The 16,099-nt window shown below is 41.3% G+C and carries 15 protein-coding genes and 1 pseudogene; 10 read left to right on the forward strand and 6 right to left on the reverse strand.

The window, feature by feature from the left end; translation table 11 throughout:
* Positions 1 to 600: 600 nt before the first annotated feature.
* The 3 genes from WCM76_06995 to WCM76_07005 are packed head-to-tail and all read left to right on the forward strand — an operon-like array spanning position 601 to position 5,689.
* The gene (locus WCM76_06995; GenBank protein ID MEI6765372.1) at positions 601 to 3,690 is read left to right on the forward strand and encodes a PAS domain S-box protein; all 3,090 of its coding nucleotides are present in this window, start codon (positions 601 to 603) and stop codon (positions 3,688 to 3,690) included.
* Between the two features lie 26 nt (positions 3,691 to 3,716).
* On the forward strand, positions 3,717 to 4,154 hold the full coding sequence (locus WCM76_07000) for a response regulator (GenBank protein ID MEI6765373.1): 438 nt from the start codon (positions 3,717 to 3,719) through the stop codon (positions 4,152 to 4,154).
* Positions 4,155 to 4,165: 11 nt separating this feature from the next.
* Positions 4,166 to 5,689: a PAS domain S-box protein gene (locus WCM76_07005; protein ID MEI6765374.1), complete on the forward strand. Its 1,524-nt coding sequence runs from the start codon at positions 4,166 to 4,168 to the stop codon at positions 5,687 to 5,689.
* Between the two features lie 64 nt (positions 5,690 to 5,753).
* Here WCM76_07005 and rimO read toward each other — a convergent pair whose 3' ends face one another.
* From rimO to rpmG, 4 genes are all read right to left on the reverse strand, one after another.
* The gene (gene rimO / locus WCM76_07010) at positions 5,754 to 7,061 is read right to left on the reverse strand and encodes a 30S ribosomal protein S12 methylthiotransferase RimO (protein MEI6765375.1); all 1,308 of its coding nucleotides are present in this window, start codon (positions 7,059 to 7,061) and stop codon (positions 5,754 to 5,756) included.
* Between the two features lie 94 nt (positions 7,062 to 7,155).
* Positions 7,156 to 8,106, reverse strand: coding sequence for a signal recognition particle-docking protein FtsY (ftsY, locus tag WCM76_07015; protein ID MEI6765376.1), 951 nt, complete (start codon positions 8,104 to 8,106; stop codon positions 7,156 to 7,158).
* Between the two features lie 88 nt (positions 8,107 to 8,194).
* A complete protein-coding gene (locus WCM76_07020; GenBank protein MEI6765377.1) occupies positions 8,195 to 8,347 on the reverse strand; it encodes a DUF4295 domain-containing protein in 153 nt (50 codons plus the stop codon).
* 8 nt (positions 8,348 to 8,355) lie between these two features.
* Positions 8,356 to 8,544, reverse strand: a complete 189-nt coding sequence (gene rpmG / locus WCM76_07025; protein ID MEI6765378.1) for a 50S ribosomal protein L33 — start codon at positions 8,542 to 8,544, stop codon at positions 8,356 to 8,358.
* Positions 8,545 to 8,650: 106 nt separating this feature from the next.
* Between rpmG and WCM76_07030 the strand changes: the two genes are divergently transcribed.
* The 7 genes and pseudogenes from WCM76_07030 (at position 8,651) to WCM76_07060 (ending at position 12,889) form a co-directional block, all read left to right on the forward strand.
* The gene (locus WCM76_07030; protein ID MEI6765379.1) at positions 8,651 to 9,160 is read left to right on the forward strand and encodes a DUF6265 family protein; all 510 of its coding nucleotides are present in this window, start codon (positions 8,651 to 8,653) and stop codon (positions 9,158 to 9,160) included.
* Between the two features lie 74 nt (positions 9,161 to 9,234).
* Positions 9,235 to 9,936 (forward strand): tetratricopeptide repeat protein, encoded by a 702-nt coding sequence (locus WCM76_07035; protein MEI6765380.1) that lies wholly within the window; start codon positions 9,235 to 9,237, stop codon positions 9,934 to 9,936.
* Between the two features lie 17 nt (positions 9,937 to 9,953).
* Positions 9,954 to 10,454: a 6,7-dimethyl-8-ribityllumazine synthase gene (gene ribH, locus WCM76_07040; protein ID MEI6765381.1), complete on the forward strand. Its 501-nt coding sequence runs from the start codon at positions 9,954 to 9,956 to the stop codon at positions 10,452 to 10,454.
* 48 nt (positions 10,455 to 10,502) lie between these two features.
* Entirely contained in the window at positions 10,503 to 11,471 is a 969-nt protein-coding gene (gene fmt / locus WCM76_07045) for a methionyl-tRNA formyltransferase (GenBank protein MEI6765382.1), read from the forward strand.
* Between the two features lie 184 nt (positions 11,472 to 11,655).
* On the forward strand, positions 11,656 to 11,928 hold the full coding sequence (locus WCM76_07050) for an HU family DNA-binding protein (GenBank protein ID MEI6765383.1): 273 nt from the start codon (positions 11,656 to 11,658) through the stop codon (positions 11,926 to 11,928).
* Between the two features lie 119 nt (positions 11,929 to 12,047).
* A complete protein-coding gene (locus WCM76_07055; protein MEI6765384.1) occupies positions 12,048 to 12,740 on the forward strand; it encodes an RNA methyltransferase in 693 nt (230 codons plus the stop codon).
* Positions 12,741 to 12,820: 80 nt separating this feature from the next.
* Positions 12,821 to 12,889 (forward strand): annotated as a pseudogene (locus WCM76_07060) (30S ribosomal protein THX).
* 321 nt (positions 12,890 to 13,210) lie between these two features.
* On the opposite strand, the gene murD reads toward WCM76_07060, so the two are convergent.
* Both murD and WCM76_07070 read right to left on the reverse strand, forming a co-directional pair.
* Positions 13,211 to 14,590 carry a UDP-N-acetylmuramoyl-L-alanine--D-glutamate ligase gene (gene murD, locus WCM76_07065; GenBank protein MEI6765385.1) on the reverse strand — a complete coding sequence of 460 codons (1,380 nt, stop codon included), beginning with the start codon at positions 14,588 to 14,590 and terminating at the stop codon, positions 13,211 to 13,213.
* Entirely contained in the window at positions 14,587 to 15,963 is a 1,377-nt protein-coding gene (locus WCM76_07070; GenBank protein MEI6765386.1) for a hypothetical protein, read from the reverse strand. The genes murD and WCM76_07070 overlap by 4 nt, the downstream gene beginning before the upstream one ends.
* Between the last annotated feature and the right edge of the window lie 136 nt (positions 15,964 to 16,099).

Genomic DNA, 16,099 nt, shown 5'->3' on the forward strand with positions numbered 1-16,099 from the left:
ATAGTTTCAGAAATTCATGAAAAATATTACCGATTTTATTTTCGCAATATTATTTCTATTTACAAAATTCATTTTTTCATTTTTAATAATATTTTTTTCTTGCACTTTTAACTGAATTTTTTATCGTTTTTTTTTGAAAAAAGTTTTTTTTGAGAGATGGAAAAATATTTTTTTACAAGTGAACTTAAATTTTTCATCATAAAAACAATTCAGATTTGAAATGAAAAATGCTTTTTTATAAATTGAATTCATGCCTTTGAATTTTTACAAGAACCCACAATTCAAATTTCATTACCGCATAAAAATAAATTTCCCAATTTGGAACTTTAAGCATTTTTAATTATATTTATCATTAAATTTGTTTCAATATTAAACTTTGTTGTCCAAAAGTTGGAAATTCTCCCAACATCCATACACGGCTAAATTAGCTTTTGAAAGTATTTTTTGCAGTATTATCAAGCATTCCAACGGTTTTTAGACAAGTTCTTCAAAGTAAGAATGATTTTTGATACATTACATTATCGGTCACATCAGCGGGCATGCCAGAATACTATTTTAGGCAGATTTCTCAAGGGCAATTACTCAAAAAAAAGTAAATAAATGGTAGCTGAAACGAAAACAAATAAAAGAACGCCTTTAATAAAGCATCATCAATTATTGATGATGTCTGTTATTTCGATTTCTGTTTTGACCGGAATTATTGGAATAACTGTTTTCACATTACGATTTGATTTTCATAACCCCGCTGTGGGGATACCGTTTATGGGTATTCACATTCTGATGGGGCCGGCACTTGCATATTTTCTTTATAAAGCAGTCCTTCATTTCAGAAAAAGAAATGAGGAAAAAATAGAGCATGCGGAAAGCAGGCTCGAAGAATCTGAAAAAAATGCCGAGCAGGCAAACGCCATCTATAAAGCGCTGTTCAATGCCATTCCAGATATTAGTCGTATTACCGATAAAGACAATAAGGTTATTGCCGCCAATACTGCTTATTGTAAATTAATGGGGGTGCAGGAACATGAAATAATTGGCAAAAAAGTAAGCGTTTTCAAAGCATCAAATGAAAATGAAATCGTTGGTTTGAACCGTCAAATTTTTGAAACAGGTAGAACACAACGGCACGAAGTTTTTATTGACAAGAACGATAGCCTGCAATATTTCGATTTAGTGGTAGCCCCCGTATTCAACAATCAATCGAGGGTTATAGCAACAGCCGGAATAGCACGGGATATTACCAGTATGAAAGCGGCAAATTCAAGTCATCTGAAAAATATACGTCGCTTTCATTTGCTTACCATGGCTTATCAAAAATTAATTGAGCATGCTACCATTGCAGAAGTATTTGGTACCGTAGGAGACCTTATAGAAAATTTGCTTTGGAATCCTATGATGATTATTTCCGTGCATGACCTTGACCAAAAAATCATCAAAATTACCGATTCAAGAGGCTTTGGGACAAAAACCGGCTTGCTGAAAAAACTCACGGGTATTGAAATTAAATCTACGACATTTCCACTTGCCGTGATAGACGATGATCTGGTAAAATCGTTTACTTCTCCGGAACTTAATCGGCTTAAGAATGGTTTGTATGACCTGGCCTGCCGGCAAATTGATGAACATATTTGTGAGACGCTTGAACGTGAATTCGGGGTACAGCATGTTTATACTATTGGCTTTAATAATAATGAGATTTCTTATGGCAATATCAGTCTGTTGCTGAAGTCTTCACTTGAGGTTGAAGATATAAAACTTATTGAAGCCATCATTGCACTTGCGTCGACAGTGGCTTTTCGTAATGAAAAAATGGACGACCTGAGGAACAGCGAAGCCCGGAATAAAGACCTTATTACTTCAAGCCCGGTAATGGGATATTCACTGAACAGCTCAATGCAGCTGACATTTTGCACTGAATACTTTTTTAATTCAATGGGCTATAAACCCGACGAAATGCTTCTGAAGCCGATTCAAAATTTTCTCACAGAGGCTTCGGGAAAATATTTTGAAGATTACATTTACAGGAAAATTACTCAGGATGGAAGTTGCACCGGCGATGAGTTGCAATGGATCAAAGCAGACAGCAGCATCATGACAACCCTACATAATGGTATTGCCTATGGACGTGACGTTTCAAACTCCAGCTCAACCATAGAGATACTCACTGATATTACGCCACGCAAAAAAGCAGAAGCGGCATTGCGGATTTCGGAAAATAAATACCGCTGTCTGATTCAACAGGCCAAGGTGGGAATTGCCGAAGTAAGTTCACTTCACCGAATCATTTTTGCCAATGATGAGTTGGTAAATTTGTTGGGGTACGAGCTGTCGGAGCTCATTAATAAAGACATCTTTGATTTATTTCGTGATGATGAAAAAATATGGGTGGAGCGAAATTTTGACAGGATGCAACGCGAAGTATCGCAAAATCTGGATGTAAAAGTGCAACTCAAAAATGGCAGTACTGCATATTTTCAAATTTCATCCACTCCGGTATTCAGTGAATCGGGCGAAACGCGTTCTATTATATTATATGTATCCGATGTAACCGATCGCGAACTGGCCCGTCAGGAAATTATGCAACGGGAAGAATTCTTCCGGGCTCTTTATGAACAATCGCCCCTGCCCTATCACGCCATGGATATTAATGGTATTATTATCGATGTAAATACAGCATGGCTTACTACTTTAGGTTATACCAAAAATGAAGTTATTGGAAAGCCATTGACTAATTTTCTTTACGGATTTACTACGGAACAATTTGCCGGAATTTTCAAAGATATTGTAGCAAAAGGCGGCGCCCAAAACCTGGAACGAATAGTTTTGCATAAATCAGGAGCAAAGCGAACCGTTATTGTAAATGCAAAAGTAGTGCTCGATAAAAATGGCAATTTTATTCAGTCGCATAGTATTTTGAATGATATCACCGACAAGAAATTGGCAGAAGAAGAACTGGCACGCCTTCATGAAACGCTGGAGGAAGGAATCAAACAGCGCACGGCAAGCCTCGAAGAAGCAAATAAAGAACTTGATGCGTTCGCTTACTCGGTTTCGCACGATTTGCGCTCGCCCATCCGGCACATCAGCGGCTTTCTTGAATTGATGCAGTTGAAAAAGGGAACATTGGACGATAAAACCAAAGAAAATTATATGCAAATCATTTTTGAATCGGCACACAAAATGGGAACCATGGTGGACGACCTGCTGCTGTTTTCTAAAATGTCACGAACCGAAATGAATAAGAAAAATATTAACATGACCGGACTGTTCAATACAATATACAATGAACTTACCGAGCATTTGAAGGCAAGAACAATAGAATTTAAAATTGATAATCTCCCCGAAGTCATTGCCGATACTTCAATGATACGGCTCGTTGTTACCAACCTGCTTTCTAATGCCATAAAATATAGTAGAAATGTTCTGGAGGCCACCATTACCATTACTTCCGAAACCGACTCCGACAACAAGAAATATGTGTACATTATTGAAGATAACGGCGCCGGCTTTGATATGAACTATTATGATAAACTTTTTGGCGTTTTCCAGCGCTTACATTCCCAGTCAGAATTTGAAGGAACCGGTATAGGACTTGCAAATACCAAGAGAATTATACAGCGCCATGGAGGCAAAATATGGGCGCAAAGCACACCGGGTTTAGGTGCCCGTTTTTCATTCAGTCTTCCGATGTAATAAAAAAAATTAATTTCGCAAAAGCTATGAACAAAAAATCAATTCTTATCGTAGACGACAACCGCCTCGATGCCGACCTCATTCAGTTGGCAATCGATGAATGCGGCATGAATGTAAAGTCAACATTCATTGAAGACAGTCCGGATGTTATGCACTACCTGCATGCCATTGAACCGGGCTCCGGGACGCTTCCGAGCCTTATTCTTCTCGACCTCAAAATGCCAAAAATGGATGGCATGGAATTATTGACTTTGCTTAAGTCAGATGAAACCAGCTCACGAATTCCCGTCGTTATACTATCATCGTCTGAACAACCCTGCGATATTGAATGTACTATAAAATCATCGGCAAATGCCTACATTGTAAAACCATTTGATTACAGCGAATTGTGCAATGTTTTAAAACAGACATTGCAGTTTTGGCTAAATGTAAATACGGGCTCTTTTGAATTAGAACAAATCTAACATTATTGACCATGGAAAAACCAATAAAAATACTGCACCTCGAAGACGATAAACTGGATATTGAACTCGTAAAAGCACTCCTGATAGGCGAAAACCTGCTCTTTGATATGAAAGTAGTCGAGTCCAAACAGGATTATACCGCTGCCCTGAAATATGAGCTACCCGATGTAATTCTTTCCGATTTCTCACTACCATCATTCGACGGATTCAAAGCATTGGAAATCGCCTCAGTTAAAGCGCCTGATGTTCCCTTTATTTTCGTTTCGGGCGTTATGGGCGAAGATGCTGCTATAGAAAGCATGACCCGGGGCGCTACCGATTATGTACTGAAAACAAAAATGCAACGGCTCGTTCCGGCAATAAAGCGTGCGCTGGAAGAACGCAAAGACAAACTGATTGCCGAGCAAAGCAAAGCCGCACTTATCAAGAGCGAAAAGAAATACAGGCTTATTGCAGAAAATTCGCTTGACCTGATTTGTCTGCATGAAATTGATGGCCGATACACGTATGTTTCGGCTGCTGCCAAAAAATTACTTGGTTATAATCCCGAAGAGCTTATTGACTCCACACCTTATAAGTATATTCATCCCGAAGACAGCGACATGGTGCGCATCAGCTCCCATCTTAAAGCCGTAACCGGTCAAACAGGCAATCGCGTTGAATACCGCATCAAACACAAAGACGGTCACTACGTGTGGGTGGAGACCCTCGCACAACCAATTACCGACAGCGATAACAATGTTGTGGAAGTGCAGAGCGTTTCCCGCGATATTACCGAGCGAAAAAATGAAAAAGAAATTCTTGAGAAAATAAACTTCCAGCTTGAAGAAAAAATAAAAGAACGCAATAAGCACCTGATGAAGTATTTCAATGAACTTGAAACCATACAGGCAACGTTTACCAACGATTACAATAAGCCACTTCAATATATTCAGGAAGCGGTGAATACGCTTAAAACGTCTATTACGGAAATTACGCCGGCACAATGCACCCATCAGCTTAACCATCTTTCGGATATGGTGAACCTGATGAAAAATAACATCGAGCAGCTTCGCTTGCTCAAAGACCTGTGCAGCCGCGACCTTGACCTCGCTGATATCAACATTACGGAAATAGCCAATAAACTCGCCGAAAAAATTTCGAAAAACTTTAAGGATAAAGAATTTCGTTTCAAAGTCGATGCAAAAATGAAAGCATACGGCGATAAGGAACTGGTAACGATGGCGCTTGAAAATCTTATTTCAAATGCCGCCCGCTTTACCACGCGAAAAGAAAAAGCAAAAATTTACATTGGCACCGAAGAATATCAGGGGCGCCCCATGTTTTTTATCAAAGATAACGGCATTGGTTTCGACATGGTAGACGCTCAAAATGTTTTCAAACCATTCCGGCATTACAAACCGGGAGCCAAATCGTCAGGTGCCGGACTTGCCATCGTAAGCCGCATTATCAACATTCATGGCGGTACCATTGTAACCGACTCTATGCCCGGAAAAGGCGCGGCGTTCTATTTTACGTTTGCCGAAAAAGAATAATTCTAAGAAAAAATTCGCAGGCACCATTTTATGCGTAATACTTTTTTGCAAAAAAGTATTACGCTCAGTTTACCTTTCCAAACAGGTCATGAACATCGTTGCCTGTAATCGTGACATCATAAAATGTGCCCGGTAAAAGAACCTTGTTCTTTTTGAGAATAAGCACTTCGTTATCAATTTCGGGTGAGTCGAATTCGGTACGGCCAATATAATAATCGCCTTCGGCGCCGTCAATAACCACCTTCAACGTTTTTCCGACAAAGACCGCATTGTTTTTTTCCGAAATGGATTGCTGCAATTCCATGATTTCGCCAAGGCGACGATTTTTTATGGCAGGGGAAATATTATCGTTCAGTTCGTACGCGGCCGTTCCCTCTTCAGCTGAGTATGCAAACACACCCAGTCTTTCGAAACGTGATTCTTCAATAAATTTAAGCAATTCCTTATGCTCCTTTTCCGTTTCACCGGGATAACCTGTAATTAACGTGGTCCGCAACGCCACACCCGGAATCACTTTTCGTATGTGTTCTACCAGCTCGCGTGTTTCCTTGCCGCCCAATACCCGCTTCATCGACGTCAAAATACGGTCGCTGATGTGTTGTAAAGGAATGTCGATGTACTTGCAAATATTCTGATGGCTGTTGATAGCTTCCAGAACATCATCGGGAAATCCTGCCGGAAACGTATAATGCAGTCGTATCCATTCAATCCCGTTAATCTGCGAAAGCGCATCGAGCAATGAGCCGAGCATTCGTTTTTTATAGATATCGAGACCGTACCAGGTGGTATCCTGCGCCACTACGAACAATTCCTTAACACCACGCGAGGCAAGCATGCGGGCTTCGTCAAGAATTTCTTCCTGCGGACGCGAAATATTTTTTCCGCGTATCAGCGGAATAGCGCAGAACGAACAACTGCGGTCGCAGCCTTCGGCAATTTTAAGATACGCATAATGCGAAGGCGTTGTAAGCATACGCAATAATTCACCGCCGGGTGTTGAATCGGCAGAAACACCTATAGATTTAAGCAAGGCATCGGTATCGGCAACGCCATACCAGCCGTCTACTTCAGGTATTTCATTTTTCAGTTCATCGCGATAGCGCTGAGAAAGACAGCCCATCACGAACAGTTTCTTGATTTTATTATTTTTCTTCGCTTCCGCAAAACGCAATATGGTATCGACAGATTCCTGTTTGGCATCGCTAACAAAACCGCAGGTATTGATAATGGCCATGTCGGTCAGTAAATCGGAATCATGAACCACGGCAATACCCGATGCATTCAACTTTCCCATCAGCCATTCGGAGTCAACCAGGTTTTTAGAACAACCCAATGTAACAACATTTACATTTTTGATTTTTGCAGCACGCATCAGTAAAATAGATTTTAATTTAAACTATCCGCACCCTGAGCCTGTCGAAGGGTGCCTCTCCTATCCGCACCCTGAGTTTACCGAAGGGCCGGTACTAATTAAATAGAGAATCGACAAACTCAAGACGGTTAAAAACCTGGAGATCTCCGATTTTTTCGCCCACGCCGATATATTTGATTGGAATACGAAATTCGTCTGAAATGCCAATAACTACGCCGCCTTTGGCTGTACCATCGAGCTTGGTAAGAACAAGCGCCGTAACGTCGGTGGCAGCCGTGAACTGTTTTGCCTGTTCAATGGCATTCTGTCCGGTGGATGCATCAAGCACCAAAAGTACCTCATGCGGGGCATCGGCAAGCACTTTATTCATCACCTTTTTTATCTTCGCCAGCTCATTCATCAGATTAATCTTGTTATGAAGGCGGCCAGCAGTATCAATAATGACCACATCGGCGCCACTGGCTTTCGCTGCTGTTACGGTGTCAAAGGCAACCGAAGCAGGGTCGGCATTCATGCCATGACTTACAATGGGCACACCAACGCGCTCCGACCAAATAGTAAGCTGGTCAACGGCGGCAGCCCTGAAAGTATCGGCAGCGCCCAGACAGACAGATTTACCGGCTTTTTTGAACTGATATGCGAGCTTGCCAATGGTGGTTGTTTTGCCAACACCATTTACGCCAACCACCATAATAACATATGGTTTTACGCCTTCGGGAACAGTAAATTCAGTAAGATCGGCCGTATTATTTTCGCCCATCAGGGCAGCAATTTCTTCTTTAAGAATGCCGTTAAGCTCGGCAGTCCCCAGATATTTGTCGCGGGCTACACGAGCCTCAATGCGTTTAATAATGCGCAGCGTGGTTGAAACGCCGACATCAGATGAAATCAGAATTTCTTCAAGCTTATCAAGAACATCATCATCCACCTTCGATTTGCCGGCCACAGCTTTTGAAAGCTTGGAAAAAAAACTCTCTTTGGTCCTGGAAAGACCTTTATCAAGATTTTCTTTCTTATCTTTTGAAAATATACTGAATAAACCCATGGCAAATCGTTAAAAAAAATGGAGTTGTAAGATATAAAAAAAGCCTTTCTTCCGACAGAAAAGCTTTAACCTAATACGTTCAGTTATCCTAGCGTTTTTCCAAAAATTCTTTTACAGCATCGTTCGGTACAATACTTTCTTTAAAAACGTATGCGCCCGTTTTCGGGGATTTAACCATGCGGATAACCTTAGCAAAAGCTTTAGTTGTGGTTTGCAGAGATGCAACTGTTTTCTTTGCCATAGCTCAGTTTATTTTATTTCTTTATGAATAGTGTACTTTTTCAGAATGGAATTGTATTTTTTCAGTTCCAGACGTTCGGGGGTATTCTTTTTGTTCTTCATCGAAACGTAGCGCGATGTACCCGGCATTCCGCTGGTTTTATGTTCGGTGCATTCCAGGATAACCTGTATTCTTGCGTCTTTACTCTTCTTTGCCATTGCCTTTACTATATTTATTTTGAGCGTGCAAAGATAACATTATTTCTGATAAAAAAGAGATTGTATGAATTTTTCTTATTTTTGGCTCGAAATAACATATATATCAATGACGAAAATATTTAAACCTGCCAACATCTTACTTTTCCTGTTTGCATTTTTCATAATTGCCTGTAAAACAACAGGTCTTGATTCGAATCAGAAAAAGAAGCAATTTGGTAAAATGGCATGGATGGAAGGTTCGTGGGAATACAAATGCCCTGAATACCAAATGTATGAAGTATGGAAAAAAACCAACGACACCCTGTTTGAGGGTCGTAGTATCATGATTATAGGTCAGGACACTTCGTTTACCGAAAAACTCAGCATTACAGGTGGCGGAATAAATATTTTTTACAATACGGCTACCGATAATGAAATGTATAATACCCGCTCATCGTACCTGCTCATTTCAAGCAAAGGCAAAAAATTAATGTTTGAAAATAAAGATAATAAAGAGCAGAGCCTCATCACCTACCAGCGTAAAAAAGCCGGACTTATGATTGTTCGTATGGAGGGAATGGAAGAAGGAAAAAATGTGGTTGAGCAGTACGCCATGAAAAAATCGGCAACACGATAATATTCAAAAATATCAACAAATTGACACAGTTATCAAAAAAGACTTATTTTTGCACTTCTTAAAAAAACCAATCAATGGCAAAAAAGACCGAACAAACTGACAAAGCAGAAGAAAGAATCCATGCAGTAGAAGAAGCGCTTGGTAAAGGTGAGCATTTCATTGAAAAGAACAAGAACCTGTTGTTCTATATCCTTATCGGCATCCTCGTGATTGTTGGCGGATATCTCGGATACAGAAAATTTATTCTCGGACCCAAAGAAAGAGATGCACAAGCGGCTATGTGGACTGCCGAACGTTATTTTGAAAAGGACTCTCTGAATCTGGCGATGAACGGCGACGGAACCAATCTGGGCTTTGTTGATATAGCCAGTCAGTACAGCTCTACAAAATCAGGCAATCTGGCACATTATTATCTGGGCGTTATTTATATGAAAAAGGGCGAATTCCAGAATGCCATCGACAACCTCGAAGATTTCAAATCAGACGACATGATTATCGGCCCCATGGCCAAAGGTCTGCTGGGTGATGCTTATCTCGAGCTGGGCGATATGGACAAAGCAATTAAGTTTTATCTGGAAGCTGCCAACAAAAAGAATAATGATTTTACGGCACCTATGTATTTTATGCGTGCCGGTCTCACTTACGAGCTCAAAGGTGATTATTCAAGCGCTCTGGCGCAGTATGAGAAAATCAAAAAAGATTACGTGAAGAGTTTCGAAGCACGCGAAATTGACAAATACATTGCAAGAGCCAAAGCTCTTACAGCAACCAAATAGTTTAATCATCATTGAAGATGGCCGGAAAGAAAACAAATCTATCAGATCATAAAAAATTCAACTTCACTCCCGATGCTAAGACAAGCATCGGGATTGTTGTTTCAGAATGGAATACAGAAGTTACAGGCGCTTTATGTCAGGGCGCTGTTGATAGCTTAGTAGAATATGGCATCAAGCCGAAAGCTATTGATATCAGGTATGTGCCCGGCAGCTTTGAATTGCCGCTCGGCGCATTTTTAATGCTGCAGGCAAAGAAATACGACGCCATTATTTGTCTGGGCTGTATTATTCAGGGTGAGACACGCCACTTTGAATTTATAGCACAGGCAGTTGCCAAAGGCATTATGGACCTTGGTCTGGGCTGGATTACGCCGGTAATTTTCGGTGTGCTGACAACAGATACATTTGAGCAGGCAAAGGCAAGAGCCGGTGGTAAACATGGCAATAAAGGTGTTGAAGCAGCCGTCAGCGCGCTTAAAATGATCCAGCTGACCAAAGACGTCAAAGGCAAAAAGTAACGACCTCTATTGTCGGGCTCCTGATTTTTTACACATATTATATATAGTATGCAGAGCGAACCAACTATCGTTTTCATGGGTACCCCCGAAATTGCGGTAGCATCGCTTGAAGCAGTAATCCATCATGGCTGTAAGATAAGCGCTGTGGTAACGGTGCCCGATAAGCCTTCGGGACGCGGGTTACATGTGCATCAGTCGCCGGTTAAAGAGTGTGCGCTTGCTAATAATCTTGCAGTGTTACAACCTGATGACCTTGCCGATCCGGACTTCATTGCGGAACTTAACGCGCTGCATCCTGACATTATTATAGTGGTCGCTTTCCGCAAATTGCCCGATGTTGTTCTGAATATCCCAACCATGGGAGCATTCAACCTGCATGCCTCGCTCCTGCCCGAATACCGCGGTGCAGCACCCATAAACTGGGCAGTAATCAACGGCGAAACGGAAACAGGTGTAACTACCTTCTTTCTGAACAGCCGCATCGACGCGGGTAAAATTATCCTCAAACGCAGGGTTGCATTATTGCCCGAATACAATGCGTCAGCACTTTATGATGTGCTGAAAACGGTAGGTGCTCAAGCTGTAACAGATACGATTGAAATAATAAAGCAGGGCAATGTAAATGTGATTGACCAGGATGAAATCACTGATACCAAAGCATTACAGAAAAAAGCCCCGAAGATATTCAAAGAACATTGCCGTATTGACTGGAATCATAAAACAGCAGATATTCATAATCGCATCCGTGGTTTAAGCCTGCATCCGGGTGCTTTTACGGACCTGATTTCACCCGATGGAACTGTATTTTCACTTAAGATTTTATTTTCTGAAATAGTAATAAAAAGTGGCACATCAGTGCCCGGAAGCATTGAAACCGACGGTAAAAAGCATCTTCATGTTTCCACTATCGATGGGTACCTAGCCCTGAAAGGCATTCAGCTTGCCGGAAAAAAGCAAATGAATGTTGAAGAGTTCCTGCGCGGATTCAGGATTGACAACAGCTGGCACGCCCGATAATTCAATGTTCAGACCCCTGTAAACCCTATGGAATAAGGCTAGTTGTTAACAAAACCCCCAATTTATTAACAATTTAGCCTGTTTTAAGAAAAAATAGTTGCAATAGCCTTGTCTATGCTTATATTTGCAATGCTTTTTAGTAATTAACATTTATTAATTAACCTTATTAAAAATTAGAAGCAACATGAACAAAGCTCAATTGATCGAAGCAATGGCTTCAGAAGCCAAATTGACAAAAGCTGATGCAAAAAAAGCGCTTGACGCATTTGTAGTAGCAACCAGCAAAGCATTGAAAAAAGGTGAAAGAGTAGCCCTCGTTGGTTTTGGCTCATTCTCAATTGCAAAAAGAGCAGCTCGCAAAGGCCGCAACCCACAAACAGGCAAAGAAATCAAAATCAGCGCCAAAAAAGTGGTTAAATTCAAAGCTGGTAATGAACTGTCATCAAAAGTGAAGTAACATTGCTTTCAGGATTAAAGAAAGAGGCTGTCTCACAAGGGCAGCTTCTTTTTTTTGCCTGAACACGAATCGGCTTCTTCTGCATTTTTTACATATTTTTGTTTTCAAAAGCTACAAACATGGAACAGGCGTTTACACCTGAAATCACTACGCAACTTTATAATTTCCTCTCATCATTCATTACCGACGAACGGAAAAGCCGTATTGAGGAAGTTGCAGCCAACCGTACCCGCCACTTATGCGTGGTGCTCGAAGATATTTTTCAGTCGCATAATGCCAGCGCCGTGCTCCGCAGCTGCGACTGCTTCGGCATACAGGATGTGCATATCATCGAAAACAGGAATCCTTACGAGGTGAACCCTGAAGTGGCACTGGGCTCATCGAAATGGCTCGACCTGATGCGCTACAACACAGAACCGGACAATACTCCGTCATGCATTGAGCATCTTAAAAAACAAGGATACCGTATTGTTGCCACCACACCTCACAAAGATGATTATACCATAGAACAGCTTCCTATCGACACAAAAATTGCGCTGCTGTTCGGAACCGAAATGCATGGACTAAGCAAGAAAGCAATTGCCATGGCCGATGATTTTGTAAAGATTCCCATGTTCGGCTTTACCGAAAGTTTCAATATTTCAGTATCGGCAGCGCTCTGTCTTTACAGCCTTACCGAGCGTATGCGACGCTCTGATGTGCCGTGGCAACTAAGCAAGCAGGACATAGAAACACTAAAATTACAATGGGCCAGAAACAGTGTCAAGAGAGTGGAAACGGTGGAAGCTACCTTCTTTAAAAACCTCAAATAATTTTTATTCAACTTTTTAAGGTTTTTTTTATACTTTTGCGCTCAAACAAATCGTATTACTAATTTTTAAATATTCAAATAATGGGAAAAGGCGATAAGAAATCCAGAAGAGGTAAAATTTTCATGGGATCCTATGGCAAGACGAGGCCGAGCAATACTATTAAAAAGGTGACAACACCTAAAAAAGATAAAGCACTGCCGAAAAAAGAAAAAGTTGTTAAAGAGGTAAAAGAAGTAAAAGAGGTTAAAGAAGAAATCGTTGTAACAGCAACGGTTCAGTCCGAACTTTTTGAAACAGCCCCTGAAGCAGCTGCCGAAGTGACCGTTGATGCCGAAGCAGGTGAGCCAAAACCCAAAAAGGCGAAGAAGGCTCCTGCCAAAGAAGCCGCCGAAGGTGAAGTAAAGCCGAAAGCAAAGAAAACTACCAAGAAAAAAGAAGACGGCGCTGAAGAAGAAAAAGCAGAATAGTTTTTAAACGGAATCCTGTTCCGTTAAAAATTTTCTGAATTCATTTCCGCGTTCCTTAAAATTCAGGTATCTTCCATAACTTGCAGCAGCCGGAGAAAGCAAACATGCTTTTCCGGGTGCTGTTTTTTTTCGTGCCAGCAGCACGGCTTCCTTCATAGAATCTACCTGAAACGTTTTTAATTCGTCACCACCCAGCTCAATATAGAGCGAGCGCATGCGGACACCCGCTTCGTCCATAAAAATATAATTCGAAATTTCAGAGCTCAGCAGAAACCTGCATAAGGCAGTGTAATCAACGCCACGGTCAAACCCGCCCAGTATCATAGTGCCCACAGGATGTAAAGCGCGAGCGGCGGCTATCGCGGCTTCCGGTATCGTAGCAATAGAATCATCGAAGTACTTTACCCCATCAATTTCTGCAACAAATTCCATCCGGTGCTGCAGCGGTTTGAATGTCAGCACGCCTTTTTCAATCGTTTCATCTGCAATGCCCAGCTCAGCACATGCACATACCGCTGCCATGATATTCATAATATTGTGATCGCCAATCAATAATCGAGGCCGGGATAAATCCACCACACGACGCGTTTTGCCGCCATGGCTGCATACTACAAAATCTTCGTCAACAAAACAGGCTGCACGCGGTGAACCAAATGAAAAACCTTGTTTGCGTCCTTCAGCATGATTTGCATTGATGAGGCTTTTCAGCGTTTCATCATCTTCATTATAAATAAACACATCGTCTTTACTCTGAAAACGGGCAATATTAAATTTTGCCAGCTGGTATGCTTCGTATGATTTATAATGGTCAAGGTGTTCCTGATAAAGATTCAGCAGTAAAGCAATATGAGGTGAGCAGGAAACCTGCTCCAGCTGATGCGATGAAAGTTCATAGACGATGATTGTTTCGCTGTTGATGCTTGCTGTGAGGTCAAGCGGCGGTATACCGATATTGCCGACCAGCACGGTATTTGAAGTATGCTGTGAAACAATATGATGAATGAGACCGGTGGTGGTGCTTTTTCCTTTGGTTCCGGTAATGCCGACAATCTGCCTGCCGAACAGCTCCATGAATATCTCTGTGTGAGAACTGAACTTAGACATATCGGCACCTTCAACTGACAATAATGAAATACCGGGCGTTTTAATGATTATATCAAACTCGGAGATGCTTTTAAGATAATCATCGCCACAGTGAAACTGAATCTGCTGATCGCCTTTAAAAACATGGTCAGCCGGGTCAATGATGTTTTTATCACCAATAGAAAAAAGTGCATCCGGCATCAATTTTCTTAAAAAACGGTATGTAGAACGACCTTCCATCCCAAAACCAAGGATAAAAATCTTCTTGTTCATCAATTTTTGTTTCAGAAGCTCTGTCATTCGGTTGCTTTTAGTAGGATATTTAAAAACAGCGGCTCCAGAAAATTATTCTCATTCGGAAATTCTGTAATCATTTTCCCTTCTGAATTTTCATACAGTCTGAAATTATCTGTTGAAGCATAATACGCTGCAAGTGCCGGTAATGGCTTGTTCCATTGATTCACAATCATGGCCATCGCGACGTTTACCTCTTCAAGAGTTCCGACGCATTCAAATGGTTTTTCAGGATTTATCCCGCAAAGGTCATCGAAATGATGTTTCAGATTGGTGTCGTCCAGAATGTCTTTTCCGAATATTTTAATTATTGTTTCGCGGCCAAGCCAAGGAGCAAGAATGATGGCTGCGAACAGGCATTTCGGGCAATTACCACACCATATACCTGTTTTGCTGCCTGCATTGCAGCTTCTGAACACCTCGAAAAACTCAGGAAATCCCGAAAAAATACGTGCAATCTCCAATTCATGGAGCGGCCGCAGGAAGCTGAAATAATTGAAACTGCTATTGATATTGGCTTTGTAATAGGACCTGAAATCCCGTTCAAAACCATACGATTTAGAATATTGATGGTTGATGGTGGTTCCCGGAATTGTGCTTTCATTGGCACTTGCTTCGTTGGAAAGGGCAATGTTTCGGCAACCGCACAATGAAGCGGCGAGCAAACAATTAAATGCAAGCATAGCCGAAAAAGGCGTATGTCCGTTCAAAAAGCCACGGCTGTTCAGCTCAATCAAATGCGGGTCAATGCGGCGCTGCATCTCAACAATATCGTTTCGGTTATAACCGGCAGCTTCAATAGTATTGAGTGTGGCAGCTGCAGGATTCAGAATAAACGGAATTACCTTCAAGCCGGCCAGCGACAGCAATTTCAACGTCACCACAGAGTCTTTGCCCCCACCCACAGGTACAATCACGGCATCGCTCAATGCAGCAATACTTCTGTCTAAACTTTTCCCGCTATCAGCCGTCATTTTCATGAAATCATGCGGGCTGCATGAAATTGTGTTCAGATAAAAGAATTCTCCCAGCCCCTGATAATAGACATTTTTCCACCATTGTATCTGGGCTTCGTTCAGGCGGCAGGGCATAATTACTACGTTTGGAGCACATGCCGCTTTCCAGTAGCTGACAAGTTCAATCATACCGATATTGAATGCAATGACATCCAGTGCTGCAACTGACAAATTTTCAGGCCGAAAAAATCCCTTTTTAGGAATTTTGAGTCCCGGAAAGAAATTATGATTGCTGCCCATGCTGAAATGAAAATCAATGGCAATCATATTTTCATCAATAGTTACAGTATAACTTTCATACGTAAAAACAGGGTGTTCCAACCTAAGTTCTTCGAATCGATGATGATTTGCAGCTCTGCTCATTTAAGCGTGGTATTATTTTTGAAGGCATGTTTTTGCACCGACAAAAAAATTAACGTTCCGGTGTTACAAAATAAATTCAAATTGCCTTACGTTTTAAAAAAAAGTTTGTATCCTTACCGAAAGAATTCAACAGATG

It is taken from the genome of Bacteroidota bacterium, assembly GCA_037133915.1.
Taxonomy (GTDB): domain Bacteria; phylum Bacteroidota; class Bacteroidia; order Bacteroidales; family CAIWKO01; genus JBAXND01.